The sequence below is a fragment of the Sphingomonas sp. 320_CC genome, from assembly GCF_059691795.1.
The window spans coordinates 1-23,896 of the sequence record NZ_JCAWAE010000002.1 but is presented as its reverse complement, the minus strand read 5'-3'; the positions used below and the strand labels follow the sequence as shown (position 1 = coordinate 23,896).

The 23,896-nt window shown below is 64.4% G+C and carries 21 protein-coding genes; 17 read left to right on the top strand and 4 right to left on the bottom strand.

Annotated features, from left to right (window positions below):
• Positions 1–14 precede the first annotated feature (14 nt).
• Positions 15–602: an HdeD family acid-resistance protein gene (locus AC59GX_RS06945; RefSeq protein ID WP_426279643.1), complete on the bottom strand. Its 588-nt coding sequence runs from the start codon at positions 600–602 to the stop codon at positions 15–17.
• Between the two features lie 106 nt (positions 603–708).
• Between AC59GX_RS06945 and dnaE the strand changes: the two genes are divergently transcribed.
• Together dnaE and AC59GX_RS06935 are read left to right on the top strand one after the other, a co-directional pair.
• Positions 709–4,275 (top strand): DNA polymerase III subunit alpha, encoded by a 3,567-nt coding sequence (dnaE, locus tag AC59GX_RS06940; RefSeq protein WP_426280383.1) that lies wholly within the window; start codon positions 709–711, stop codon positions 4,273–4,275.
• Positions 4,276–4,293: 18 nt separating this feature from the next.
• Entirely contained in the window at positions 4,294–5,886 is a 1,593-nt protein-coding gene (locus tag AC59GX_RS06935) for a long-chain fatty acid--CoA ligase (RefSeq protein WP_426279642.1), read from the top strand.
• A gap of 42 nt (positions 5,887–5,928) precedes the next feature.
• Here the strand turns inward: AC59GX_RS06935 and AC59GX_RS06930 are convergent, their stop codons facing one another.
• Entirely contained in the window at positions 5,929–7,707 is a 1,779-nt protein-coding gene (locus AC59GX_RS06930) for a cation:proton antiporter domain-containing protein (protein ID WP_056489538.1), read from the bottom strand.
• Positions 7,708–7,869: 162 nt separating this feature from the next.
• A complete protein-coding gene (locus tag AC59GX_RS06925) occupies positions 7,870–9,090 on the bottom strand; it encodes an NADP-dependent isocitrate dehydrogenase (RefSeq protein ID WP_426279641.1) in 1,221 nt (406 codons plus the stop codon).
• Positions 9,091–9,232: 142 nt separating this feature from the next.
• Between AC59GX_RS06925 and AC59GX_RS06920 the strand changes: the two genes are divergently transcribed.
• Together AC59GX_RS06920 and AC59GX_RS06915 are read left to right on the top strand one after the other, a co-directional pair.
• Positions 9,233–9,961: a phosphatidylserine decarboxylase gene (locus AC59GX_RS06920; protein ID WP_426279640.1), complete on the top strand. Its 729-nt coding sequence runs from the start codon at positions 9,233–9,235 to the stop codon at positions 9,959–9,961.
• Positions 9,961–10,806: a CDP-alcohol phosphatidyltransferase family protein gene (locus AC59GX_RS06915; protein ID WP_426279639.1), complete on the top strand. Its 846-nt coding sequence runs from the start codon at positions 9,961–9,963 to the stop codon at positions 10,804–10,806. The genes AC59GX_RS06920 and AC59GX_RS06915 overlap by 1 nt, the downstream gene beginning before the upstream one ends.
• On the opposite strand, the gene AC59GX_RS06910 is transcribed toward AC59GX_RS06915, so the two are convergent.
• Positions 10,745–10,978 (bottom strand): hypothetical protein, encoded by a 234-nt coding sequence (locus tag AC59GX_RS06910; RefSeq protein ID WP_497301364.1) that lies wholly within the window; start codon positions 10,976–10,978, stop codon positions 10,745–10,747. The two genes, AC59GX_RS06915 and AC59GX_RS06910, sit on opposite strands and share 62 nt — an antisense overlap.
• Positions 10,979–11,303: 325 nt before the next feature.
• Here AC59GX_RS06910 and rpsB point away from each other — a divergent pair, with 325 nt between their 5' ends.
• From rpsB to AC59GX_RS06845, 13 genes are all read left to right on the top strand, one after another.
• On the top strand, positions 11,304–12,158 hold the full coding sequence (gene rpsB, locus AC59GX_RS06905) for a 30S ribosomal protein S2 (RefSeq protein WP_056055944.1): 855 nt from the start codon (positions 11,304–11,306) through the stop codon (positions 12,156–12,158).
• 89 nt (positions 12,159–12,247) lie between these two features.
• On the top strand, positions 12,248–13,180 hold the full coding sequence (tsf, locus tag AC59GX_RS06900) for a translation elongation factor Ts (protein WP_426279638.1): 933 nt from the start codon (positions 12,248–12,250) through the stop codon (positions 13,178–13,180).
• Positions 13,181–13,589: 409 nt separating this feature from the next.
• Entirely contained in the window at positions 13,590–14,318 is a 729-nt protein-coding gene (gene pyrH, locus AC59GX_RS06895) for a UMP kinase (protein WP_056066004.1), read from the top strand.
• Position 14,319: 1 nt separating this feature from the next.
• Positions 14,320–14,877, top strand: coding sequence for a ribosome recycling factor (frr, locus tag AC59GX_RS06890; RefSeq protein ID WP_056055952.1), 558 nt, complete (start codon positions 14,320–14,322; stop codon positions 14,875–14,877).
• 68 nt (positions 14,878–14,945) lie between these two features.
• Positions 14,946–15,638: an isoprenyl transferase gene (locus AC59GX_RS06885; protein ID WP_426279637.1), complete on the top strand. Its 693-nt coding sequence runs from the start codon at positions 14,946–14,948 to the stop codon at positions 15,636–15,638.
• Between the two features lie 65 nt (positions 15,639–15,703).
• Positions 15,704–16,459 carry a phosphatidate cytidylyltransferase gene (locus tag AC59GX_RS06880; RefSeq protein WP_426280382.1) on the top strand — a complete coding sequence of 252 codons (756 nt, stop codon included), beginning with the start codon at positions 15,704–15,706 and terminating at the stop codon, positions 16,457–16,459.
• The gene (locus AC59GX_RS06875; RefSeq protein ID WP_426279636.1) at positions 16,456–17,613 is read left to right on the top strand and encodes a 1-deoxy-D-xylulose-5-phosphate reductoisomerase; all 1,158 of its coding nucleotides are present in this window, start codon (positions 16,456–16,458) and stop codon (positions 17,611–17,613) included. Before AC59GX_RS06880 ends, AC59GX_RS06875 begins: the two co-directional genes overlap by 4 nt.
• Positions 17,610–18,743, top strand: a complete 1,134-nt coding sequence (locus AC59GX_RS06870) for a M50 family metallopeptidase (protein WP_426279635.1) — start codon at positions 17,610–17,612, stop codon at positions 18,741–18,743. The genes AC59GX_RS06875 and AC59GX_RS06870 overlap by 4 nt, the downstream gene beginning before the upstream one ends.
• 53 nt (positions 18,744–18,796) lie before the next feature.
• Entirely contained in the window at positions 18,797–21,598 is a 2,802-nt protein-coding gene (bamA, locus tag AC59GX_RS06865) for an outer membrane protein assembly factor BamA (RefSeq protein WP_426280381.1), read from the top strand.
• Positions 21,598–22,263, top strand: coding sequence for an OmpH family outer membrane protein (locus AC59GX_RS06860; RefSeq protein WP_056066013.1), 666 nt, complete (start codon positions 21,598–21,600; stop codon positions 22,261–22,263). The genes bamA and AC59GX_RS06860 overlap by 1 nt, the downstream gene beginning before the upstream one ends.
• Before the next feature lie 9 nt (positions 22,264–22,272).
• Positions 22,273–22,758: a 3-hydroxyacyl-ACP dehydratase FabZ gene (fabZ, locus tag AC59GX_RS06855; RefSeq protein WP_426279634.1), complete on the top strand. Its 486-nt coding sequence runs from the start codon at positions 22,273–22,275 to the stop codon at positions 22,756–22,758.
• A 105-nt stretch (positions 22,759–22,863) separates the two neighbouring features.
• Positions 22,864–23,094 (top strand): 50S ribosomal protein L31, encoded by a 231-nt coding sequence (rpmE, locus tag AC59GX_RS06850; protein WP_055880673.1) that lies wholly within the window; start codon positions 22,864–22,866, stop codon positions 23,092–23,094.
• A gap of 104 nt (positions 23,095–23,198) precedes the next feature.
• Positions 23,199–23,516, top strand: coding sequence for a PilZ domain-containing protein (locus tag AC59GX_RS06845; protein ID WP_426279633.1), 318 nt, complete (start codon positions 23,199–23,201; stop codon positions 23,514–23,516).
• Positions 23,517–23,896: the final 380 nt, after the last annotated feature.

Here is a 23,896-nt window from a genome sequence, read left to right as displayed (position 1 = left end):
GAACAATCAGGCGGTCACACCGAAAACGCCGGCGCGCCCTTCTTATGCGCCAGCGCCGAAGCAACCGAAGTCACCCCACCAAACAGGAAACTGATCCCCAAAACATACCCCGGCAACGTCAACGCCGACCAAGGCAGTGTCGCTAACACGATCACCGCCAGCAATATGTTCACCACCCCCAGCGCAATCACCAGCCCCTTGCCACGCCGAAACCGCGCCCCAAGCCCGATCTCCAGAACGCCACGCAAACCAAGCCAAACCGCAATCAGCAACGTCAGCGAGATCGCGCCCGTCGCGGGCTCGAACGCCATGATCAGCCCGATCACCAGCGACACCAGCCCAAACCCGATCGCATAGCCGCGCCCCTCATGCCCCTTGCCGGCAAACCCCGACACGATCGACACGATCCCGGCGGCAATCAGAAACGTCCCGATCACCAAAGTCGCGGCATAGGTCGCGGAAAACGGCGACGCGAACGCCATGATCCCCAGCACCACCGACAGCACGCCATACGCCAGGATCCAGCCCCAGCCAGCGCCTGCACGAGGCGTACCCGCAGCCGTGGTTTCAGTATCGGCAAAGTGCCCGCGTGGATCGGTCATGAAGAATGCTCCCAGATGTCTCCGCCGCAACGGCTCGTCGTGTCCGGGGTTCCGATCGGACTCAACGCCGCTGGTCGAATCGTGCGTCAACGCCTACCTGAATATGATGCCTCATTCCGGTTACGTCCCCCTCCGCGTTTTCTCCTGCTACACCATGCTCGACGGCGCCATCGATCCCAAGGCGATCGCCAAGCAGGCGCGCGCGCTGGGCTTTCCCGCCGCCGCGCTGACCGATCGCAACGGGCTCTACGCAGCGATGGCCTATTCGGACGCCGCCAAGAAGGACGGCGTCCAGCCGATCATCGGCGTCATGCTCGGCGTCGGTCGCCCCGACATGCCCGACGGCGTCGCCACGCAGTTCGACTGGCTCGCGCTCTACGCTCAGAACATGACCGGCTACGACAATCTCTGTGCGCTCGTCTCGATGGCACATCTCGACCGCCCGATCGAGATGCCCGCGCATGTCGACTTCGCCGCGCTCGAACGCCACACCGACGGCCTGATCGCGCTGACCGCAGGCGGCGAGGGCGGTCTTGCGCGGCTGTTCGCGGAAGGCCAGCCCGACCGTGCCCGCGCCTATCTCGACCGCCTCCAAGGCCTGTTCGGCGACCGCCTCTACATCGAGCTCTCGCGCCGCAACGACGCGATCGAGACCGCGGCCGAAGCCGACCTCATCGACATCGCCTACGACCGCAATCTCCCGCTGGTCGCGACCAACCCGTGCTGCTTCACCGAGAGCGCATTCGGCGACGCGCACGACGCCATGCTCTGTATCGCGCATTCGACCTATGTCGAAACCGAGGACCGCATCCGCAGCTGCCCCGAGGCCTGGATGAAGCCCGCGCCGGTGATGCACGAGATGTTCGCCGATCTGCCCGAGGCGATCGCCAACACCTTGATCGTCGCCCAACGCTGCGCGGTGATGGCGCCGTACCGCAAACCGATCCTCCCCAGCCTCGCCGGCGATATCGAGGGCGAGGCAAAGTTGCTCCGCGACGACGCCGAAGCCGGTCTAGAAGCGCGTCTTGCCCGCATTACCGAACTCCACGGCGAAGGCGAGGACGGCTGGCGCGACGTGTACCGCAAGCGGCTCGCGTTCGAGGTCGACGTGATCGTCCAGATGGGCTTCCCCGGCTATTTCCTGATCGTCGCCGATTTCATCAAATGGGCGAAGGACCACGACATTCCGGTCGGCCCGGGCCGTGGTTCGGGCGCAGGCTCGGTCGTCGCCTGGTCGCTGACGATCACGGACTTGGATCCGATCAAGCTCGGCCTGCTGTTCGAGCGCTTCTTGAACCCGGAACGCGTGTCGATGCCCGATTTCGACATCGATTTTTGCGAAACCCGCCGCGTCGAGGTGATCCGCTACGTCCAGGAGAAATACGGTCGCGACCAGGTCGCGCAGATCATCACCTTCGGAAAGCTGAAGGCGCGCGCGGTGCTGAAGGACACCGGCCGCGTGCTGCAGATGAGCTACGGCCAGATTGATCGCCTCGCCAAGCTCGTGCCTAACCACCCGACCGATCCGTGGACGCTGGAGCGCGCGCTCAACGGCGTCGGCGAGTTGGCGAAGGAATACGCCAACGACAACGGCGTCCGGAAGCTGCTCGATCTGGCGATGAAGCTAGAGGGCCTGCCACGCCACTCGTCGACGCACGCTGCCGGCGTGGTGATCGGCGACCGACCGCTGGCGCAGCTCGTGCCGCTGTATCGCGATCCACGGTCCGACATGCCCGTCACCCAGTTCGACATGAAATATGTCGAGGGCGCCGGCCTCGTGAAGTTCGATTTCCTCGGGCTGAAGACGCTGTCGGTGCTCCAGAAGGCGGTGCAACTACTCGCCAAGCGCGGCGTGACGGTCGATCTCGAGGCGCTCGAATGGGACGATGCGGGCGTCTACGCGCTCCTGCAAAAGGGCGACACCGTCGGCGTATTCCAGCTCGAATCGGAGGGCATGCGCCGTACGCTGTCGGCGGTGCGCCCGTCCAATTTCGGCGACATCATCGCGCTCGTGTCGCTGTATCGACCGGGCCCGATGGACAACATCCCGTCGTTCGGCCGCCGCAAGAACGGCACCGAGGCGATCGACTATCCGCATCCGCTGCTCGAACCGATCCTGTCCGAAACCTACGGGATCTTCGTCTACCAGGAACAGGTCATGCAGGCCGCGCAGGTGCTGGCCGGCTTCTCGCTCGGCGGCGCCGATCTGCTGCGCCGCGCGATGGGCAAGAAGGTGAAGGCCGAGATGGACGCGCAGCGCGCGGGGTTCGTCGAGGGCTGTCTCACCGTCAACGGCATCAAGAAGGCCGAGGCGAACGCGCTGTTCGACTTGATCGACAAGTTCGCCGGCTACGGCTTTAACAAGAGCCACGCCGCCGCCTATGCGCTGCTCGCGTACCAGACCGCGTGGCTCAAGGCGCACCACCCGCACGAATTCTTCGCGGCCTCGATGTGCTACGATCTTCACCAGACCGACAAGCTGGCGATCTTCACCGACGACATGCGCCGTCTCGGGATCACCGCGCTGCCGCCGTGCATCAACGCGAGCCAGGCCGAGTTCGATGTCGAGGTTTTGCCGGACGTAGAACTCGGACCAGAAGATTGTTCACCCGCGAAGGCGGGTGCCCAGACTGGGTCCCCGCCTTCGCGGGGAAACAATCTCGCCGTCCGCTACGCCCTCGGCGCGCTGAAATCGGTCGGCGAAGGCGCGATGGAGAAGCTCATCGTCGAGCGCGTCCAGAACGGCCCGTTCGCCGGTCTCGACGATCTCGCCAAGCGCGTCGACCCGCGCCTGCTCAACAAGCGCCAGCTCGAAACGCTCGCCGCCGCGGGCGCCTTCGACGGCCTCGATCCGAACCGCGCCGGCATCCACGCCACCGCAGAGACGATCCTCGCGATCGCCGCGCGTACGCACGAACAGAAGACCAGCGGGCAGGGCGGCCTGTTCGGTGACGCCGAGCCCGCGGGCGATGCGATCAAGCTCCCCCCCTCGGTCCGCTGGACGCTCAGCCAGCGCATGGACCAGGAAAAGGAGGCGTTCGGCTTCTATTTCTCCGCCCACCCGGTCGACCGCCATCGTCACATCGCGGTCAGCCACGGTGCCCGCGCCTACACCGCACTGTCCGAGCTCAACATCCCCGACGACGGCAGCCGCGCCGGCGCGACGATGGCGGTGCTGGTCGAGGACGCGCGCTATCGCACGTCCGCGCGCGGCAAGCGTTTCATGATGGCGCAATGCTCCGACGCGAGCGGCCAGTTCATGGCGACCTGCTTCGACGACCAAGTCTCGAAGGACCTGGAGGAGGCGGCCAAGGCCGGCGGCTGCGGGCTGATCACCGTCGAGCTCGACCGGAAACCCGGCGAGGACACGCCGCGCGTCAGCATCAAGCGCATCCAGCCATTCGAGGGCCTCGCCAACCTCGCGCGCTTCCAGGTGGTCGTGACAATCTCCGACATGACCGCGTTCGCCGGCCTCGCGTCGCTGCTTGCCGAACACCGCGGCGCGCGCGGCGAGGTTCGCGTCCGCGCGCAATTGCCCGACGGCGAGGTCTGCATCCTGCTGGGTCGCGACTTCCTGCTCGACGGAGAGCTTGTCGAGCACATCGAGTCGTTGCACGGTGTCGCCAAGGTGGAGATGAAGACCTCGGAAACGAGGCTCGCTCTGGTCGGTTAACAGCTTGGGAGAGCATGAATGCTGGGTGGAATGCAGGATTTCGAGCTTCGTGTTCCCCGCCTGATCGACCACGCGGCCCGCGAACACGGCGCGCGGGAACTCGTCAGCTACTGGGCGGACGGCCGCGAGACGCGCAGCAACTGGGCCGGAATCTCCCGCGACGCCCGCAAACTGGCCCAAGCGCTCGAAAAACTGGGCGTAGCGCCCGGCGACCGGGTCGCGACGCTGGCTATGAACCACGCGCACCACCTCGTCGCCTGGTACGGCACGATTGGCATGGGCGGCGTGATCCACACGATCAATCCACGCCTGTTCGACGAACAACTCGTATACATCGCCAACCACGCCGAAGACCGCGTGATGCTCTACGACAAGGCGTTCCAGCCACTCGTCGATCGCCTCCGCGCGCAGTGGACCAGCATCCGCCATTTCATCTGCTTCGATGACCTGGGACCCGACGGCTTCCAGGCGCTGCTCGACGCCGAGGACGGTGACTATGAATGGGTCGAAGGCCCCGAGCGCGAGCCGTGCATGCTCTGCTACACCAGCGGCACCACCGGCAATCCGAAGGGCGTCCTCTACACTCACCGCTCGACGCTGATCCACGCGATGGCCGAGGTCGCGCCGTGGGTGTTCGATCTGTCGCCCAACGCGGTCGTGCTGCCGGTCGTGCCGATGTTCCATGCCGCCGCCTGGGGCCTGCCGTTCGCCTGCGCGCTTTCGGGGGCAAAAGTCGTCTATTCCGCCGTCAACGATCCCGCCGTGCTGTGCCGCCTAATGAACGACGAGAAGGTGACGCACTCCGCTGGCGTGCCGACCGTATGGCTCGCGATGTTCGGCCATATGGACGCGTCGGGCGATGCGCCGCGCCACCTCAAGCAGGTAACGATCGGCGGCTCGGCAGCGCCGCGCGCGATGATCGAGCGGATCATGGGCATGGGCGCCACGGTCAAGCACCTCTGGGGCATGACCGAGACCTCGCCAATCGGCACCGCCGGCTTCAACCCGCCGCACTGGGACGACATGACGCACGACGAGAAACTCGACCTCGTCGGCAAGCAGGGCAGCGTGCCGTTCGGCATCGAGCTCCGCATCATCGACGACGAGGGCGTCGTCCTCCCCCGCGACGGCTCGATCGCCGGCCGGTTGCAGGTTAGGGGCCCCTGGGTCGTCCAGCGCTATTTCGGCGCCGACGAGGACGCGGTCGATGCGGACGGCTGGTTCGACACCGGCGACGTCGCGATGCTCCACGCGGACGGCACGATGCAGATCACCGACCGCTCCAAGGACGTCATCAAGTCCGGCGGCGAATGGATCAGTTCGGTCGACCTGGAGAACGCGGCCGTCGGCTGTCCGGGCGTCGCGGAGGCGGCCGCAATCGGCGTCCACCATCCGAAATGGGACGAGCGCCCATTATTGCTGGTAGTCCGCAAGCCGGGCAGCGAGGTTACCGAACAGGCGATCCTCGATCACCTGGCCAAGCACGTCGCCAAATGGTGGCTCCCCGACGCGATCGTCTTCGTCGAAGACCTGCCGCACACCGCGACGGGCAAACTGCTCAAGACCGCGCTCCGCGAACGCTTCAAGGATTTCGCGCTAGCCGCCGCCTGATCAATCCGCTCAGGCCCGTTCAAGGCCGACGCCTCGTGCGATCTATGCCGCGCGGGGCGTCCGCTTGGCCTTCCTGATCCGCGGTTCGACGATCATGTCAGCCGCCGCCTTGATCTCTTGGCGAAGCTCGTCGCGCTTCTCGTGGATCGAGGCGATCACCGGCCCCATCGCCACGCCGAGATCGACCAGCACTGCCTCTGCCAACTGCAATGAACTCTCCAGCGTCTCCGGCACTGCGTCGGTCACACCCGCACGGTATAGTTCGGCCGCATGCGCCGTATCGCGCGCGCGCGCGACGATCGGCAGGTCCGGCGCCAAAGCTCGCACTCGCCGCGCCAGGCGCACCGTCAGCACCGGGTCGTCCATCGTCAGGATCAACGCCTTGGCGGTATGCAGCTTCAATCGTTCGACCAGTTCGGGGCGGGCGACGTCGCCAAATAATACCGGGTGGCCGAGCATGCGGGCCTCTTCCACTGAATCGATATCCGCCTCGACCGCGACGTATTTCTGCCCGTGGACGGCCAGCATGTCCGCGACCATGCGGCCAACCCGGCCGAAGCCGATGACGACCGTGCCGGGGCCGTCGTCATCGATCTCGATATCCCCAGCATCGGCCGTCGAGCGGCTTTCGAGCTGGCGCGAGACGGTGCGGCCGAGCTTGGCCAGCAACGGCGTGATCGTCAGGCCGATCGCCGTAACGGTCTGCCAGAAGGACGCCGTCGAAGGGAGGATCAGCTGCGCCTGCGCCGCCGTGGCGAGTACGATCAGCGTGGTCTCCGACGGGCTTCCCATCAGCAGGCCCGTTTCGGCCGCGACCCCGCGCCGCGAATTGGCGACGCGCAGGAACAGGAACGTGACGATCGCCTTGGTCGCAACCACGCCGCTCACCGCGAGCAGCAGCGAAGGCCAGTTCTGCCCGATCAGGCGCAGGTCGAGGCTCATGCCGACGGTAATCAGGAACACGCCGAGCGCGAGGCCCTTGAACGGCGCGGTGATGACCTCGACCTCGCTGTGATACTCGGTCTCCGCGATCAACAGCCCGGCCAGCAGCGCACCAACGATAGGCGACAGCCCCGCGGCTGTGGTCGCTACGCTAGCAACGATCACCACTAGCAGCGACGCGGCGAGGAAGAGTTCGGGACTCTTGGTTCGCGCGGCTTGGCCGAACAGCCGGGGCAGGACGATCCGACCGCCGATATACATCGCGACCACGGTCAGCCCACCGCGTAGCGCGACGCCGGCGATATTCGACCAGCCGTCCGCGCTCGCGGTCGGGGCGAGTGCACCGAGCACGAAGATGATCGGGACGAGCGCCAGATCCTCGAACAACAGCATAGCGAAGGCACCACGCCCGACCGCACCCGTCGTGCCCACAAGTGGCAGGACTAATGCTGTCGAGGAGAGCGCGAGCGCGAACCCGAGCCCCATCGCGCCCGCCCATTCCTGGCCGATGAAGTGCAGCGCCGTGCCGATGATCAGCGCCGAGCCGATGAGTTCGGCGGCGCCGGTGCCGAACACCAGTCGCTTCATCGACCATAACCGCTTGAACGAGAGTTCGAGGCCGATCGAGAACAACAGCAGGATGATCCCAAATTCGGCGAACGGTTCGATCGATTCCGGGTTGGAGATGGTCAGATAATACAACCACGGCGCGGAGCCGGTGAGCGAGCCCAGGCCTGCGGGACCGACCAGCAGGCCGACAAGGATGAAACCGATGACCGGGCTGACCCGGAACCGTGCGAATGCGGGGATTACGAGGCCCGCCGCGCCGAGGATGACGAGCGCGTCGCTGAAACCCTGATTGTCGAGCCGTAATGCCATGCGTGCGACCTTAGGGGACGCATGACGGAATTGTCACCCGTGGTGACGTGTGCAGCGGGATACGGCTTTGCGTCCGGTTGACCGCCCTCCGTCATCCTGAGTTTCGTCGGGATGACGGGAGAGAGAGAACCCCGCCCCCGTTTCCGGGAGCGGGGTGCTGGATCAGGCCCAGTTGGCCATTTCAGTCTCGAGGTTCGAGCGGACCTGCTCGAAGAACTGCTCGGTCGTCATCCAGGGCTGGTCGGGGCCGATCAGAATCGCGAGATCCTTGGTCATGTGGCCGTTCTCGACCGTCTGGACGCAGACGCGCTCGAGCGTCTCGGCGAACTTGGTGACGTCGGGCGTATCGTCGAACTTGCCACGATACTTCAGGCCACCGGTCCATGCGAAGATCGACGCGATCGGGTTGGTCGAGGTTGCCTTGCCCTGCTCGTGCATGCGGAAGTGGCGCGTGACGGTGCCGTGCGCCGCCTCGGCCTCGACGGTCTTGCCGTCCGGAGTCAGCAGGATCGAGGTCATCAGGCCGAGCGACCCGAAGCCCTGTGCGACCTGGTCCGACTGGACGTCGCCGTCATAGTTCTTGCAGGCCCAGACGAACTCGCCGTTCCACTTGAGCGCCGATGCGACCATGTCGTCGATCAGGCGGTGCTCGTAGACGATGCCGGCTTCCTTGAACTTGTCCTTGAACTCGGCCTCGAACACCTCGGCGAACAGATCCTTAAAGCGGCCGTCATAGGCCTTGAGGATGGTGTTCTTGGTCGACAGGTATACCGGCCACTTCAGGTTGAGGCCGTAATGCATCGAGGCGCGCGCGAAATCGCGGATCGAATCGTCGAGGTTGTACATCGCCATCGCGACGCCTGCCGACGGGAACTGGAACACCTCGCGGTCGATGACCGTGCCATCGTCGCCTTCGAAGACGAGGCGCAGCTTGCCGGGGCCAGGGATCAGATAATCGGTCGCGCGATACTGATCGCCGAACGCATGACGGCCGACGACGATCGGGTGCGTCCAGCCCGGGATCAGGCGGGGCACGTTCTTGATCACGATCGGCTCGCGGAAGATGGTCCCGCCGAGGATGTTGCGGATCGTGCCGTTCGGCGACTTCCACATCTTCTTGAGGCCAAACTCGGTGACACGCTGCTCGTCGGGCGTGATCGTCGCGCACTTGACCGCGACGCCGTGCTTCTGCGTGGCGAGCGCGCTGTCGATCGTGACCTGGTCGTCGGTCGCGTCGCGATGCTCGACGCCGAGATCGTAGTAATCGAGTTCGATGTCCAGATAGGGCTTAATCAGGCGTTCGCGGATCCATTCCCAGATGATCCGGGTCATCTCGTCGCCATCGATCTCCACGATCGGATTCTTTACCTTGATCTTCGCCATATCCGGGTCCTTCGGGGGAGGGGTTTGGGGAGCGTCTAGGGGAGCATGCCGCCACGATCAACCATTGGACAACCACTGGTCCTACAAGGAAAAGCCGGTTCATCGTTGTATCGCGCGTCCTGCACGGATAGACCCGCAGGTTATGGCATCGCTCGACAAGCCGCCCGTCACGACCTCCACGGTCAAATGGCGATTTCCCGCAGTCCATCCGGAGGGCCACAAATACGTCGCGATCGCGACCGGCATCACGCTGCTGCTGACGATCGTCAGTCACGTGCTGTTCTGGCCGATGGTCGGCGTCGTGATCTGGGTCGCGACGTTCTTCCGCGATCCGATCCGCACCACCCCCCAGGGCGAAGGTCTGATCGTCGCCCCCGCCGACGGGCTGATCACGATGATCCAGCGCGTGCCGATCCCGCGCGAGCTCGCCGGCGAGAACGGCCTCGGCGATGCGCCGCTGGTCCGCGTGTCGATCTTCATGTCGGTGTTCGACGTGCACATCAATCGTACGCCGATCGCGGGCACGATCCGCCAGGTCGTCTACATTTCGGGCAAGTTTCTCAACGCCGACCTCGACAAGGCGAGCGATGAGAACGAGCGCCAGCATTTCGTGGTCGAGGACCGCAACGGCATGCGGATCGGCTTCACGCAGATCGCCGGCCTGGTCGCGCGCCGCATCCTCGGCTTCGTGAAGGCCGGCGACATGGTCGCGGTCGGCCAGCGCATCGGCCTGATCCGGTTCGGTAGCCGAGTCGACGTGTACCTGCCCGATCACGTTGTGGCGCAGGTGTGTCTGGGCCAGCGTAGCATCGCGGGCGAGACCGTGCTTGGTCGCGTCGGTGGCGTTCCGGTCGGTGGTATCGCGCAGTGATGGACCGCGACGGTTCGACCGATTCGATCGAGGAGCGGGGCCGGGGGCGGTTCGGTCGCACACGTCGTGCACCGCGCGGACTTCCCCTGCGCGCCGTCGCTCCCAACGCGGTTACCGCGCTAGCCCTGTGTTCAGGCCTGAGTGGCGTGCGGTTCGCGATCGGTGGACAATGGGAAAGTGCCGTCGCGATGATCATGGTCGCGGGCGTGCTCGACGGCCTGGATGGTCGGATCGCCCGGATGCTGCACGGCGAAAGTCGGTTCGGCGCGGAACTCGATTCGCTCTCCGACGCGATCTCGTTCGGCGTTGCGCCGGCGCTGATCGTCTATCTCTGGTCGCTGACGGCTTTGCCGCGCGTCGGCTGGATCTGCTCGTTGATCCTCGCCGTGTTCTGCGCGCTGCGTCTCGCGCGCTTCAACGCCAAGATCGACGAGAGCCACCAGCCGCATAAGTCCGCGGGTTTCCTAACCGGCGTTCCGGCTCCAGCCGGCGCGGGACTCGCGCTAATGCCGATGTTCTTCTGGTTCTGGACCGATGAACCCAAGTTCGCGTCGCCGTATTTCGTGGCGCCGTGGGTCGCGTTCGTCGCGCTGCTGATGGTGTCGAGTATCGCGACCTATTCGTGGAGTTCGGTCAAGCTCCGCAGCAACATCAGGTTCGAGGCCATTGCGCTCGTCGTACTGCTCGGCGCTGCCATCGTGAGCGCGCCGTGGCATACGCTTAGCATCATCTGCGTGCTGTACCTGCTCTCGATGCCGTTCAGCATCGCGAGCTACGCCAAGATCAGGCGGCAGCGTTCCAGCGGCGGGCGGGCACCGGAGCCGACGTCGAAGCCCAGCGCCTGACCGCGATCCGACGCTCCGCAACGGCCAGCGTGCAGAGCGGCTGGAACGCGGGTTCGACGTTGCCCATCGCGAGACGGACGATACGGTCCCACTGCGGCGCGATCGACGAGACGATCATCATGCCCGCGACCGCGAATGCACCAGCAAAAACCATGAAGCTCAGAACCAACATCACGTCCGCCTTCCTATGAGTTGCGAACAAATTCCTAATATCCGCAAACACTTGGTCAGAAACATCGTTCCACTCGTCGCATTTCGAATCCCGTCCTGCCGGGGTGATTCCGCGCCGAGTCGAACATCTGTTCCCCTCTGAGCCCTTTATGTTCTCATTGCGTTCCATGAGTCAAGCGGGCCTTGTTCGATTGCTTTTCGAATAGAGCCACGCTAAGGGCCGCGCCTCTAACCCCGCATGGGAGGCATCATAGCCCGGTGCGTCACGGTCATTCGGCCACGACGTCATCCGCTTCCCAGAGGCACAACCGGAAGGATATATCCCTATGGCGGCTCCAGTCGTCTCCATGCAGCAGCTCATCGAAACGGGCGCGCATTTCGGCCACCAGACTCATCGGTGGAACCCCAAGATGAAGCCTTACATCTTCGGTGATCGTAACGGCGTCCACATCCTCGACCTTTCGCAGACCGTGCCGCTGTTCGCGCGCGCGCTCGAGTTCGTCTCGTCGGCGGTTGCCGGTGGCGGCAAGGTCCTGTTCGTCGGCACCAAGCGCCAGGCGCAGGAGCCCGTCGCGGACGCCGCGCGTCGTTCGGGCCAGCACTTCGTCAACCATCGCTGGTTGGGCGGCATGCTCACCAACTGGAAGACCATCTCGGGTTCGATCAAGCGTCTCAAGACGCTCGAGGAAATGCTGTCGGGCGACACCGTCGGCCTGACCAAGAAGGAAGTCCTTCAGCTCACCCGCGAGAAGGACAAGCTCGAGCTTTCGCTCGGCGGCATCCGCGACATGGGCGGCATTCCCGACGTGATGTTCGTGATCGACGCGAACAAGGAAGAGCTGGCGATCAAGGAGGCCAACACGCTGGGTATTCCCGTCGTCGCGATCCTCGATTCGAACGTGTCGCCGGACGGCATCGCCTTCCCGGTTCCCGCGAACGACGACGCAGCTCGCGCCATCCGCCTGTACTGCGAGGCGATCGCGATCGCAGCGACGCGCGGCGGCCAGGAGCAGCAGCGCCGCACCGGTGCCGACATCGGCGCAATGGTCGAGCCGCCGAAGGAAGAGGCATTGAGCGCAGAGCCGACCGTCGAAGCTACGGCTGACACGGCACAGGCAACCGCGAATGCCGATACCGCTGCAGAATTCGCAGCCGAGGGTGAGCGCCAGATCGACGCATAAGCGTCGTCGCCGAACCGTCATGCGGGCGGGGTAGGGCGAAAGCTCTGCCTCGCCCGCAACCATATTCAGACCTAAAAAGGATTAGAGACATGGCCGATATCACGGCAGCAATGGTCAAGGATCTGCGCGAGAAGAGCGGCGCGGGCATGATGGATTGCAAGAAGGCGCTGAGCGAGAACGGCGGCGACATGGAGCAGGCGATGGATTGGCTGCGCACCAAGGGGCTCGCAGCCGCCGCCAAGAAGTCCAGCCGTACCGCGGCCGAGGGCCTGGTCGGCGTCGCCGTGTCGGGCACCAAGGGCGCAGCGGTCGAAGTCAATTCGGAGACCGATTTTGTTGCGAAGAACGACCAGTTTCAGTCGTTCGTCCGTGACGTCACGCAGATCGCGCTCGCAACGGGTGGCGACATCGAGGCGCTGAAGTCGCAGGCGATGCCATCGGGCAAGACCGTCGAGGAAGTCCTGACGAACAACGTCGCGACGATCGGCGAGAACCAGTCGCTGCGCCGCTCGCGCACGCTGGAAGTCAGCAAGGGTGCGGTCGTTCCGTACATCCACAATGCAGCGGCCCCTGGCCTTGGCAAGATCGGCGTGCTCGTCGCGCTCGAGTCGGAGGCTTCGGACGAGGTTCTCCAGGCGCTCGGCAAGCAGCTCGCGATGCACATCGCAGCGGCCTTCCCGAAGGCGCTGAACGAAGCCGACCTCGACGAGGGCGAGATCGAGCGCGAGCGCGCGATCGCGACCGAGAAGGCCGCCGAGTCGGGCAAGCCTGCCGACATCATCGCCAAGATGGTCGAGGGCGGCATCGCCAAGTACCGCAAGGAGCACGCCCTGGTCAGCCAGCTGTTCGTGATGGACGGCAAGACCAAGATCTCCGACGTCGTTGCCAAGGCCGGCAAGGATGCCGGCGCCGAGATCAAGCTGGTGGACTATGTCCGCTTCCAGCTCGGCGAAGGCATCGAGAAGGAGCAGTCCGACTTCGCAGCCGAGGTTGCTGCTGCTTCGGGCGTGCCCCAGGCATAAGCCGACTTCCTCCCTCGCCCCTACGGGGAGAGGGAAGGGGCCCGCCGCGCTTGCGGTGGGAAGGGTGAGGGGAGTGGTAAGGTCTCGAACCTCACTCCCCCTCATCCGGCCCTGCCGGGCCACCTTCTCCCCGCGGGGAGAAGGATTACGGGGTAGCCTTCGGGCTGCCTCGTCATCCCCGCGTAGGCGCGGATCCATATACTCCGCCGCCGGTGATCCATCGAGACGCCAGCCCATATGGGTTCCCGCCTCCGCGGGAATGACGATAGTTCTCCGTTGCGCGCTTTTGCGAACGACGATTTTCCGTCTCATCTCCATCCAGTTTCGATGCACGCGCCGCACAGCGCTTCACATCCCAGGCCTCGCCGCCTAAGGTCCGCGCCGCCCCGCCAATCACAATTCGAGATTTATGACGCCTCCGCGCTACAACCGTATCCTGCTGAAACTGTCGGGCGAAGTCCTGATGGGGCCGTCGGGTCTTTCGATCGATCCGACCGTCACCGCGCGCGTCGCGCAGGAGATCGCGGACATCAAGGCCAAGGGCTACGAGATCTGCATCGTCGTCGGCGGTGGCAACATCTTCCGCGGCATGGCCGGCGCCGCCCGCGGCATGGACCGGGCGACCGGCGATTACATGGGCATGCTCGCGACCGTGATGAACGCGCTCGCGGTGCAGAACGCGCTGGAGCAGATCGGCGTGGACACGCGCGTCCAGTCGGCGATCCCGATGGCGTCGGTGTGCGAGCCGTTCATCCGCCGCCGGGCCGAGCGTCACTTGGAGAAGGGCCGCGTCGTGATCTTCGCGGCGGGCGTCGGCAGCCCCTATTTCACCACCGATTCGGGCGCCGCGCTGCGTGCTGCCGAGATGAAGTGCGATGCGCTGTTCAAGGGCACTTCGGTCGACGGCGTCTATAACGCCGACCCGAAGACGCACCCGGACGCAGTGCGCTACGAAACGGTCACGTATAGCCGCGTGCTGTCCGACGACCTCAAGGTCATGGACGCGAGCGCGATCGCGCTGTGCCGCGACAACAATATCCCGATCGTCGTCTTCAACATCCGCGAACCCGGCAATCTTGCCGCGGTGTTGGCGGGTGATGGCGTGTCGACGATCGTCCAGAACGAGCAGGAGCTTTAAGATGGCCGCATACGACAAGACCGACCTCGAACGCCGCATGGCGGGTGCCGTCGAAGCGCTGAAGAGCGATCTCGCCGGCCTGCGCACCGGCCGCGCGTCGACCGCGTTGCTCGATCCGGTGATGGTGACGGTGTACGGGTCGTCGATGCCGCTGAACCAGGTCGCGACCGTGTCGGCGCCTGAGCCGCGCATGCTGTCGGTGCAGGTCTGGGACAAGTCGAACGTCGGCCCGACCGACAAGGCGATCCGCTCGGCGGGTCTGGGGCTCAACCCGATCGTCGACGGCCAGACGCTGCGCTTGCCGATCCCGGATCTGACCGAGGAGCGCCGCAAGGAACTCGCCAAGCTTGCCGGCCAGTATGCCGAGAAGGCCCGCATTGCGGTCCGCAACGTGCGCCGCGACGGCATGGATTCGCTCAAGGTCGACGAGAAGAAGGGCGTGTTCGGCGAGGACGAGCGCAAGCGTCACGAGACCGAAGTGCAGAAGCTGACCGACAGCATCATCGCCGAGCTCGATGCGACCGCGACCGCCAAGGAAAAGGAAATCCTGGGCAAGTGAGATTGCAGGCCTCCTCGGCCGCGCCGCTCGCTGCTGTTCCTGTGGGCGCCGTTCCTGCAGGCGGGGCGGTGCCGCGTCATGTCGCGATCATCATGGACGGCAATGGCCGCTGGGCGAAGAAGCGGTTCCTGCCGCGCTTCGCCGGGCACAAGGCTGGCGTCGAGGCGGTGCGGAAAGTGACGCGGGCGGCGCGCGCGATGGGAATCGAGGCGCTGACGCTGTACGCGTTCTCGTCCGAGAACTGGCGGCGTCCGGCCGAGGAGGTCAGCGACCTGATGGGGTTGCTGCGGCATTTCATCCGCAGCGACCTCGACGAACTCGCACGCGAGAACGTTCGGCTGCGCGTGATCGGCGACTATCACAGCTTTTCGCCCGATCTGGTGGCGATGGTCGACGATGCGATCGCGCGGACGGCGGGCAATACCGGGCCGATTCTGGCGATCGCGCTGAATTATGGCGCGCATGCCGAACTGGTGGGCGCGGCACGGCGTCTGGCGGAGCGCGCGCGCGATGGTACGCTGGATCCGGCGAGCATCGATGAGGCGACGATCGAAGCCGAGCTCGACACGCATGACCTGCCACCACTGGACCTGATGATCCGGACGTCGGGCGAGCAGCGTCTGTCGAACTTCCTGTTGTGGCAGGCGGCGTATGCGGAACTGCTGTTCGTCGACACGCTCTGGCCTGACTTCGACGCCGCCGCGCTCGCCGATGCGGTCGCGGCGTTCGGCCAACGCCAGCGCCGCTACGGTGGTCTGTGAGTCTTACCGACCCTGAAAAGGCGCCCGATCAGGCGTTACGTACGCCGTCCAATCTCCAGCTCCGGATGATCGCCAGCGTCGGCATGATCGCGGTGGCCAGCCTTGCGCTGACGCTCGGCGGGATCGCGTTCTGGGTGCTAGGCGTGGTCGCCGCGCTGTTCATGATGGCGGAATGGTCGATGCTCCAGGGCGCCGACGCGAAGACCAAGCGGATGACGCAGTTCGCGCTCTCGGTGCCGCTCGCACTGATGGCGCCGGCGTCGCTGATCCTCGTGATCCACGATTTCTTCACGCTGGGCTTGCTCGTGGGGGCGGCGTTCTTCGTCGTCATCACGACGCGCAAACCCAAGCTGGCGCTGGGCATCATCTATTGCGGTCTCCCCGTCTTCGCGCTGATGATCATCCGGCGGCAGGAGGAGGGAATCCTCTTCACGCTGTGGGCGCTGTCGCTGGTGTGGGCGTGCGATATCGGCGCGTTCTTTACCGGGCGCACGCTGGGCGGTCCCAAGCTTGCGCCGGTGATTAGTCCGAACAAGACATGGTCGGGGCTGATCGGCGGTGTCGTGCTTGCGAGCGCGGTCGCGGCGGTGCTGCACACGCAATACGGCTTGCCGATGCGGATGACGCTGGCGACACCCGTGCTCGCCGTGCTCGCGCAGATGGGCGATCTCTACGAGAGCTGGTTGAAGAGAGTGGCAGGCGTGAAGGACAGCGGCAACATCCTGCCAGGGCATGGCGGCGTGATGGATCGCCTCGACGGCCTGGTCCCGGTCGCGCCGGTCGCGGCATTCCTCGTCCTGCTGCCGCACTTCTACGCATGAAGAGCGTCACGATTTTGGGGGCTACCGGTTCGGTCGGCACCTCGACGCTCGACCTTATCGAGCGGGAGCCGGATCGGTTTCGCGTCGTCGCACTGACGGCGAATTGCGATGTGGCGAAGCTTGCTGCGGCTGCGATCCGTACCCAGGCCGAGTTCGCGGTCGTCGCGGACGAAAAATGCCTGCCGGAGTTGCGTGAGGCGCTGGCCGGCACGGGAATCCGCACGGGCGGGGGTGCCGAGGCGATCGCCGAGGCGGCGTCTTCGGGCGCGGACTGGACGATGGGAGCGATCGTCGGTTGTGCGGGACTGAAGCCGGTGATGGCGGCGATCGAGCAAGGCGGCACCGTTGTCATCGCCAACAAGGAGCCGCTGGTCTCCGCCGGTGATGTGATCCTTGCCGCTGCCGAGCGGACCGGCGCAACGCTGTTGCCGGCTGATTCAGAGCACAACGCGATCTTCCAGTGTTTCGATGCGACTCGGCCCGAGCGTGTGCGGCGGATCATCCTGACGTGCAGTGGCGGGCCGTTCCGCGACTGGACGACCGAGCAGATGCGCGGCGTGACGCTCGAACAGGCGGTGAAGCATCCCAACTGGTCGATGGGCGCGAAGATCTCAGTCGATTCGGCGACCTGCATGAACAAGGGCCTCGAGCTGATCGAGGCCGCGCGGCTGTTCCCGATTGCGCACGACCGGATCGAGATCGTCATCCATCCGCAATCGGTGATCCACAGCCTGGTCGATCATGTCGACGGGTCGGTTCTCGCGCAGCTCGGGCCGCCTGACATGCGGACGCCGATCGCGCATACGCTCGCCTGGCCGGACCGGATGGCAACGCCGATGGCGCAGCTCGACCTGGTCGCGATCGGCCGACTCGACTTCGAGGCACCCGATCCGGTGCGCTTCCCCGCGTTGCGGCTCGCTCGCGAGGCGCTCGACGCGGGTGGCGCTCGGCCGGCAATTCTCAACGCAGCCAACGAGGTAGCGGTCGAGGCATTCCTGCAACGGCGCATCGGCTTCCTCGAAATTGCCGCAATCGTCGAACATACGTTGTCGTGTTATGACCCGGCCGCGCCGGACAGCGTCGATGCCGTGCTGGCGATCGATGCCGAGGCGCGGATCTTGGCCGGCGAGCGTGTGAAGGATTACGCGGTTTGATCGAAACACCCGGTGTCCTGCTGACCATATTGTCGTTCGCCGCGGTGATCGGCCCCCTCGTGTTCGTGCACGAGATGGGACATTACCTCGCCGGACGCTTTTTCGGGATAAAGGCGGATGCCTTCGCGATCGGCTTCGGCCACGAGATTGCAGGCTTTACCGACAAGCGTGGCACGCGGTGGAAGTTCGGTTGGCTGCCTCTTGGTGGTTACGTCAAGTTTGCCGGTGATATGAACCCGGCCAGCCAGCCCTCTGCCGAGTGGCTGTCGCTACCCGCCGAAGAACGCCAGCGTACGTTCCAGTCCAAGCCGGTATGGCAGCGCGCGATCGTTGTCGCAGCCGGCCCGGTTGTGAACTTCGTCGTCGCGATCCTGATCCTCGCCGGCTTCGCGTTCGCCTATGGCGACATCCGCATGCCGCCGATCGTGGGTGGTACCGTTCCCGGCAGCGCAGCTGCAGCGGCCGGCCTTCAGGCTGGCGACCGGATCATCGGCATCGGCAGCCGCTCGGTCGAGACATTCGACGACATGGCGCGCTATGCCCGCATCCGCGCCGGCGAGCGGACCCGGATCGACGCGGTGCGCGGCGACCGGACGCTGTCGCGTGACATCGTCATCGGTACCGAACTCCAGCGCGATCGCTTCGGCAATGAATATCGAATCGGTCGCCTAGGCATCGCCGGCAGCAAGCCGATCATCGTCCCCGTCAGCTTGGTCGAGGCGCCGGTCATCGCGGTGAAGCGCACCGGCGAGATCGTGTCGATGATGGTCGAGACCCTCGGTCAGGTCATAACCGGGCGTCGCTCGGTGAAGGAACTCGGCGGACCGCTCAGCATCGCCAAGGTCTCGGGCGAGCAGATGTCGCTGGGCCTCGATGCCTATGTCTTCCTGATCGCGCTGGTGTCGATCAATCTGGGGTTCATCAATCTGCTGCCAGTGCCGATGCTCGATGGAGGCCATTTGTTCTTCTATGCGATCGAAGCGGTGCGCAGGCGCCCGGTCGAGCCGCAGGTTCAGGAATGGGCGTTTCGTGGCGGTCTTGCGGCAATCCTCGCGCTGATGTTGCTCGTGACCTTCAACGATCTCGGCAATTTTGGGCTCTGGAAGAACTTGGCCGGCTTGATCGGCTGACGACGATAGGGCAGGGCGGGCGCGCCTTGTATGTGCACGTTTTTAAGGTGGGTTTGGTGACAGCGATCAACGGTTACGATTTCGCGCGTAAGGGCGCCCTGCTGCTTGCAGGAACGATCCTGTCGGGCGTTCCCGCCTTCGCGCAGACGGCACCCGCCGCCTCGCCTTCAACTGCGCCTGTCGGAACGGCGACGCGGAACAGTGCGACGCGAGTCGCTCCGCCGGTAGTAACGCCCGTCGGCGCGCCGGTATCCGTGCGGACGATAAAGACTTTGCGCGTCGAGGGATCGCAGCGCATCGAGGGCGAGACGGTGCTCAGCTATACCAAGCTGCGCGTCGGCATCCCCTATACCGCCGAGACGCTCGATCAGGCGCTGAAGGATCTCCAGGCCAGCGATCTGTTCGCGGATTACTCGATCGCAGGTGTCGAGGACGGCAATATCGTCCTCCGCGTGCGCGAGAACCCGATCATCAACCGCGTGATCATCGAGGGCAACAAGGCTCTCAAGAGCGACAAGATCACCAAGGAGATCAAGCTCGCGCCGCGCCAGATCTTCACGCGCACCGCGGTCCGTCAGGATATCGCGCGGATCATCGAGCTGTATCGTCGCCAGGGCCGCTTCGCCGCGGTGATCGATCCGAAGATGGTCAACCTCGACCAGAACCGCGTCGACGTGGTGTTCGAGATCAGCGAAGGGCCGAAGTCGAAGGTCCGCCAGATCAACATCCTCGGCAATGAGGTGTTCTCCGACGACCAGATTCGCGGCCAGATGGCGACCAAGCAGTCGCGCCTGTTCCGCCTGCTGTCGTCGGCGACCAGCTATGATCAGGATCGCCTGTCCTACGATCAGCAGAAGCTTCGCCAGTTCTACCTGACGCAGGGCTATGCCGATTTCCGCGTGACGTCGGCGGTTGCCGAGCTGACGCCGGACAAGAAGGACTTCATCATCACGTACGTGGTGGAGGAGGGCAAGCGCTACAAGTTCGGCGACGTCACCGTCGATAGCCAGATCCGCGACTTCGACAACACCAAGCTAGCGGCCACGCTGCCACTGAAGAAGGGCGACTGGTACAACGCCAAGCTGGTCGAGGACTCGGTCGACAACCTTAGCCAGACCGCGGGCCTGTTCGGTTACGCGTTCACCGAGGTGAACCCGGAGTTCCAGAAGGACGCCGAAACGCTGACGATGGGGATTAATTTCAACATCGCCGAAGCCAAGCGTACCTATGTCGAGCGGATCGACATCAACGGCAACACCCAGACGCAGGACAAGGTCGTGCGTCGCGAGATCCGTCTGGCCGAGGGCGACGCGTTCAACAGCTTCCAGGTGAAGCGTTCGCAGGATCGCATCAACTCGCTGGGGTATTTCGCCGACAAGATGGAGATCAAGCAGCTGCCGGGCTCCGCGCCCGACCGCGTGATCCTCGAAACCAACCTCGAAGAGAAGTCCACCGGCGAGCTGCAGCTGTCGGCGGGCTATTCAAGCCTCGAGCGGTTCATTATCCAGGCGAACATCACGCAGCGCAACTTCCGCGGCAAGGGCCAGGAATTGCGCGCTGGCGTCAACTATTCGAGCTATTCGAAGTCGATCGAGCTGGGCTTCACCGAGCCGTATCTGTTCGACAAGAACATCGCAGTCGGTGGCGACATCTTCCGCCGCGACTACAACTCGTTCAACTATGTCGGTAACGATCGTCAGACCAACTATTCGCAGGTCTCGACCGGCTTCCAGCTTCGTGCCGGCGTGCCATTGACTGAATTTTGGTCGCTTTCGGCACGCTATGGTCTGTCGTACGACGAGGTTAGCCTCGATAGCCAATATCTGAACGCAAACGGTTCGTGTAACCTCGAAGTGGCGGGTCGATATCTGTGCGAAGCGATCGGTAATCGTTGGACGTCCTCGGTCGGCTACTCGATCAGCCGAGATACGTTGAACAGCCGCCTTCGTCCTACCGCTGGATCACGTTTTTCGTTCAGCCAGGATTTTGCTGGGCTGGGTGGGGACGTGAAATATCTGCGCACGCGACTCGAGGGCTCGAAATATGCGAACCTCGGGAGCGGTTTTATCGGATCGATCGTCGCAGAAGGCGGGTACATCCATCCTCTCGAGAGCAGCCCAGGCCCCGGTCGGGACCCGATCCGTATCACCGATCGCTTCTATCTCGGTGAGCCACAGTTCCGCGGCTTCGACATTCGAGGCGTAGGCCCCCGTGTGTTGCGCGCCGGCTACGTGATCGCCGCCGATGGCTCGCAGTCGGTCCAGACCGATCGCGATCAGATTCAGGACGATGCGCTCGGCGGTCGTGCCTATTACCTTGCGCGTGCGGAAATCGAGATTCCGTTGGGATCCGGTGCACGCGAACTGGGTCTCAGGCCGTCGATCTACGCACAGGTCGGTAGCCTGTTCGGTATCAAGAAGCCGCTTCCGACATTCAATTATGATCAGGCTAAAAGCGCGGCCGGTGCGTTGCTGTTCAACGCGGATGGTTCACCGACGTTGCTGCAAAACCAGTATAAGGACGGCGGGAATAATCCGCTCTACTTGACGCCGGAGGTTGCGGCGACTGCGACGACGCCGGGCATAGCATCTGTTCAGACGATCTGCCCCGTAGGCGTGATAGCCGCTGGGGCGACGACGTGTTCTGGTACGACCGCCAATGCACGGTATCTCAACCCGAACATCTATCAGGAAACGTTCCTTGGAAACTCGGCCAAGCCGCGTCTCTCGGTAGGTATCGGTGTCAACTGGAACTCGCCATTCGGTCCGCTCCGGATCGATCTCGCCAAAGCCTTGCTCACCCAGAAGGGTGACGACCCCAAGCTTATTACTTTCAACGTAGGGACACAGTTCTGATGACGACGTTCAAGACGCTTCTCCTCGCCGCAGCGCTCGTTGCGCCTGCCGCCATGACCGCGACCGCTGCCGATGCACAGGTTTCGGGCATCGCCGTCGCCGACGCGCAGGGTGCGATCGCCAACTCGAAGGCCTGGAACGCCGCGCGCGCCCAGATCGAGACGACCTACAAGGCACAGCTCGACCAGGCCGAGACGCGCCGCCAGGCCGTGGCTCGCGAGCTCCAGCCGCTGGTCACCGCGTTCCAGACCGCACAGCGTGCGCCGGGCGCGACTGACGCGTCGCTTCGTCCGCAGGCACAGGCGATCCAGACGCGTGAGACCGCGGCGAACCAGGAGCTTGCTCGCCTGACGCAGCCCGCTCAGCGCGCGCAGCAATACGCGATCGAGCAGATCCAGGCGAAGCTCAGCGACGCCGTGACGGCCGCAGTTCGTGCCAAGAACGTCAGCCTGTTGCTGCGTCCCGAGGCCGCTCTGTTCGCGCAGCCGACTGCCGACATCACGCCTGCGATCACGACCGAACTCGATCGTCTCGTACCGTCGGTCAGCACCGCCGTTCCGGCGAACTGGCAGCCGAACCAGCAGGGTGGCCAGCAGCAGCAGGGCGCTGCGCCGGCTCCAGCCGGGCGTGCACCTGCCGCCACGCGCACGCCGCAGGGTCGTTAAGTCATACCGATGAGCGAGACTGTGAACGACACGGCCAAGACGAGCTTGGGTCCGCTCGATATCGGGCGCGTCATGGCCGCGTTGCCGCATCGCTATCCGTTGCTGCTGGTCGATCGTGTCGAGGATCTGATCCTCGACACATCGATCACCGCGATCAAGGCGGTATCGATGAACGAGCAGTTCTTTCAGGGGCATTTCCCTGGGCGGCCGATCATGCCGGGCGTGCTGATCGTCGAGGCGATGGCGCAGGCGGCGGGGATTCTCGCCGTCGAATCGCTGGGTCTCGCGGGCTCGGGCAAGCTCGTCTATTTCATGGCGATCGACGGGGCCAAGTTCCGCAAGCCGGTCGAGCCGGGCGTGCTGCTCAAGCTCGAAGTGACGTTCGTCCAGAAGCGCAGTTCGGTGTGCAAGTTCGCCGGCCGCGCGCTGGTCGACGGGCAGCTGGTGGCTGAGGCGAACTTCACGGCGATGATTGCCGACCCGCCGAAAGCCTGATGCGAGGCTCTAGCCCCGCATTGTTGTAAATTCGGGCGCGTCCGTGTACGGGCGCGCCTTCCTTTTCCAGGCTGGTCGGAACCAGCCACCTACCGGAGAATACCCATGAAGGCCGACACGCACCCCGATTACCACATGATCACCGTCCAGATGACCGATGGTAGCAAGTATCAGACTCGCACCACCTGGGGTAAGGAAGGCGACGTGATGACGCTCGAGATCGATCCGCTCGCGCATCCGGCATGGACCGGCGGCCGTGGCACGATGCTCGATACGGGCGGCCAGGTCGCGCGCTTCAACAAGCGTTTCGGTGGCGGTCTCACGCTCCGTAAGTAAGCTAAAGCCCCGGAATGGATTGATACTAATTCATTCCGGGGCCTTTTATTAAGACGGCGTTAGGGATCGACGGCTAAATTTGGGCTCGCAAGGACGAGGACCCCATGTTCGCCGCCGACTTCGAACCCGCAGAGCGCAAGTCCCGGCGCAGCGCACTTCGCGCTCCCGTTTCGCTCGATGTCCGGATCGGCAAGACCGGCCGCACACTTTGCAGAGTGATCGACATCTCGGTCCACGGTGCACGACTTCAAACCTATTCGGCGCTCAAGCGCGGTACCAGCATCTGGCTCAACCTTCCGCAAATCGGGCAGGTCGTTGCCGAGGTAATGTGGGCCGATGACTACACGGCGGGTTGCAAGTTCCACACTCCCCTGCCGGCGTCCGTATTCGAGGCGCTGGTCGCTACGGCGTCCGCGCGCTGACGCGTTGCCGAGTGGACGTGCCGGCGTCCGCCGCATTTCTCCTCACGTCTCCTCACGAAATTTCCATGCGGATTGCAGCTGGACGCTCGATCGGTTTGCCCCGTCGGGGAAGGGGGCTGCCTCTACGCCCAGTTGGTCTGCATTGGCGAGGTCAGCTTTTGTCCGGAACGCGCTCGTGGCGAGCCATCGCCCATGCGGGAGGTGTGAGAGGGCACTGCTGGGTGCTTTGCCCTCATTTTTCCAAAAACTGACCTCAAACTGTAAAATAGTGTTTGACGGGTTTGTGAGGTGGCCGTAGAGGGATGTCACCGCAGCGGAGTGCCTTACCGGCTTCTGCTACGGTCGCAAAAAACCAGATGCTCCAAGCTTCTTCTACGGGA

What these genes read in the sequence shown, in the direction of transcription:
- AC59GX_RS06935 (WP_426279642.1), top strand. Translation starts at nt 4,294, where the DNA reads ATGCTGGGTGGAATGCAGGATTTCGAGCTTCGTGTTCCCCGCCTGATC.
- AC59GX_RS06930 (WP_056489538.1), bottom strand. Translation starts at nt 7,707, where the DNA reads ATGGCATTACGGCTCGACAATCAGGGTTTCAGCGACGCGCTCGTCATC.
- AC59GX_RS06910 (WP_497301364.1), bottom strand. Translation starts at nt 10,978, where the DNA reads ATGTTGGTTCTGAGCTTCATGGTTTTTGCTGGTGCATTCGCGGTCGCG.
- AC59GX_RS06845 (WP_426279633.1), top strand. Translation starts at nt 23,199, where the DNA reads ATGTTCGCCGCCGACTTCGAACCCGCAGAGCGCAAGTCCCGGCGCAGC.
- dnaE (WP_426280383.1), top strand. Translation starts at nt 709, where the DNA reads ATGCCTCATTCCGGTTACGTCCCCCTCCGCGTTTTCTCCTGCTACACC.
- AC59GX_RS06925 (WP_426279641.1), bottom strand. Translation starts at nt 9,090, where the DNA reads ATGGCGAAGATCAAGGTAAAGAATCCGATCGTGGAGATCGATGGCGAC.
- pyrH (WP_056066004.1), top strand. Translation starts at nt 13,590, where the DNA reads ATGACGCCTCCGCGCTACAACCGTATCCTGCTGAAACTGTCGGGCGAA.
- fabZ (WP_426279634.1), top strand. Translation starts at nt 22,273, where the DNA reads ATGAGCGAGACTGTGAACGACACGGCCAAGACGAGCTTGGGTCCGCTC.
- rpsB (WP_056055944.1), top strand. Translation starts at nt 11,304, where the DNA reads ATGGCGGCTCCAGTCGTCTCCATGCAGCAGCTCATCGAAACGGGCGCG.
- tsf (WP_426279638.1), top strand. Translation starts at nt 12,248, where the DNA reads ATGGCCGATATCACGGCAGCAATGGTCAAGGATCTGCGCGAGAAGAGC.
- AC59GX_RS06880 (WP_426280382.1), top strand. Translation starts at nt 15,704, where the DNA reads ATGATCGCCAGCGTCGGCATGATCGCGGTGGCCAGCCTTGCGCTGACG.
- AC59GX_RS06860 (WP_056066013.1), top strand. Translation starts at nt 21,598, where the DNA reads ATGACGACGTTCAAGACGCTTCTCCTCGCCGCAGCGCTCGTTGCGCCT.
- frr (WP_056055952.1), top strand. Translation starts at nt 14,320, where the DNA reads ATGGCCGCATACGACAAGACCGACCTCGAACGCCGCATGGCGGGTGCC.
- AC59GX_RS06945 (WP_426279643.1), bottom strand. Translation starts at nt 602, where the DNA reads ATGACCGATCCACGCGGGCACTTTGCCGATACTGAAACCACGGCTGCG.
- rpmE (WP_055880673.1), top strand. Translation starts at nt 22,864, where the DNA reads ATGAAGGCCGACACGCACCCCGATTACCACATGATCACCGTCCAGATG.
- AC59GX_RS06875 (WP_426279636.1), top strand. Translation starts at nt 16,456, where the DNA reads ATGAAGAGCGTCACGATTTTGGGGGCTACCGGTTCGGTCGGCACCTCG.
- AC59GX_RS06920 (WP_426279640.1), top strand. Translation starts at nt 9,233, where the DNA reads ATGGCATCGCTCGACAAGCCGCCCGTCACGACCTCCACGGTCAAATGG.
- AC59GX_RS06915 (WP_426279639.1), top strand. Translation starts at nt 9,961, where the DNA reads ATGGACCGCGACGGTTCGACCGATTCGATCGAGGAGCGGGGCCGGGGG.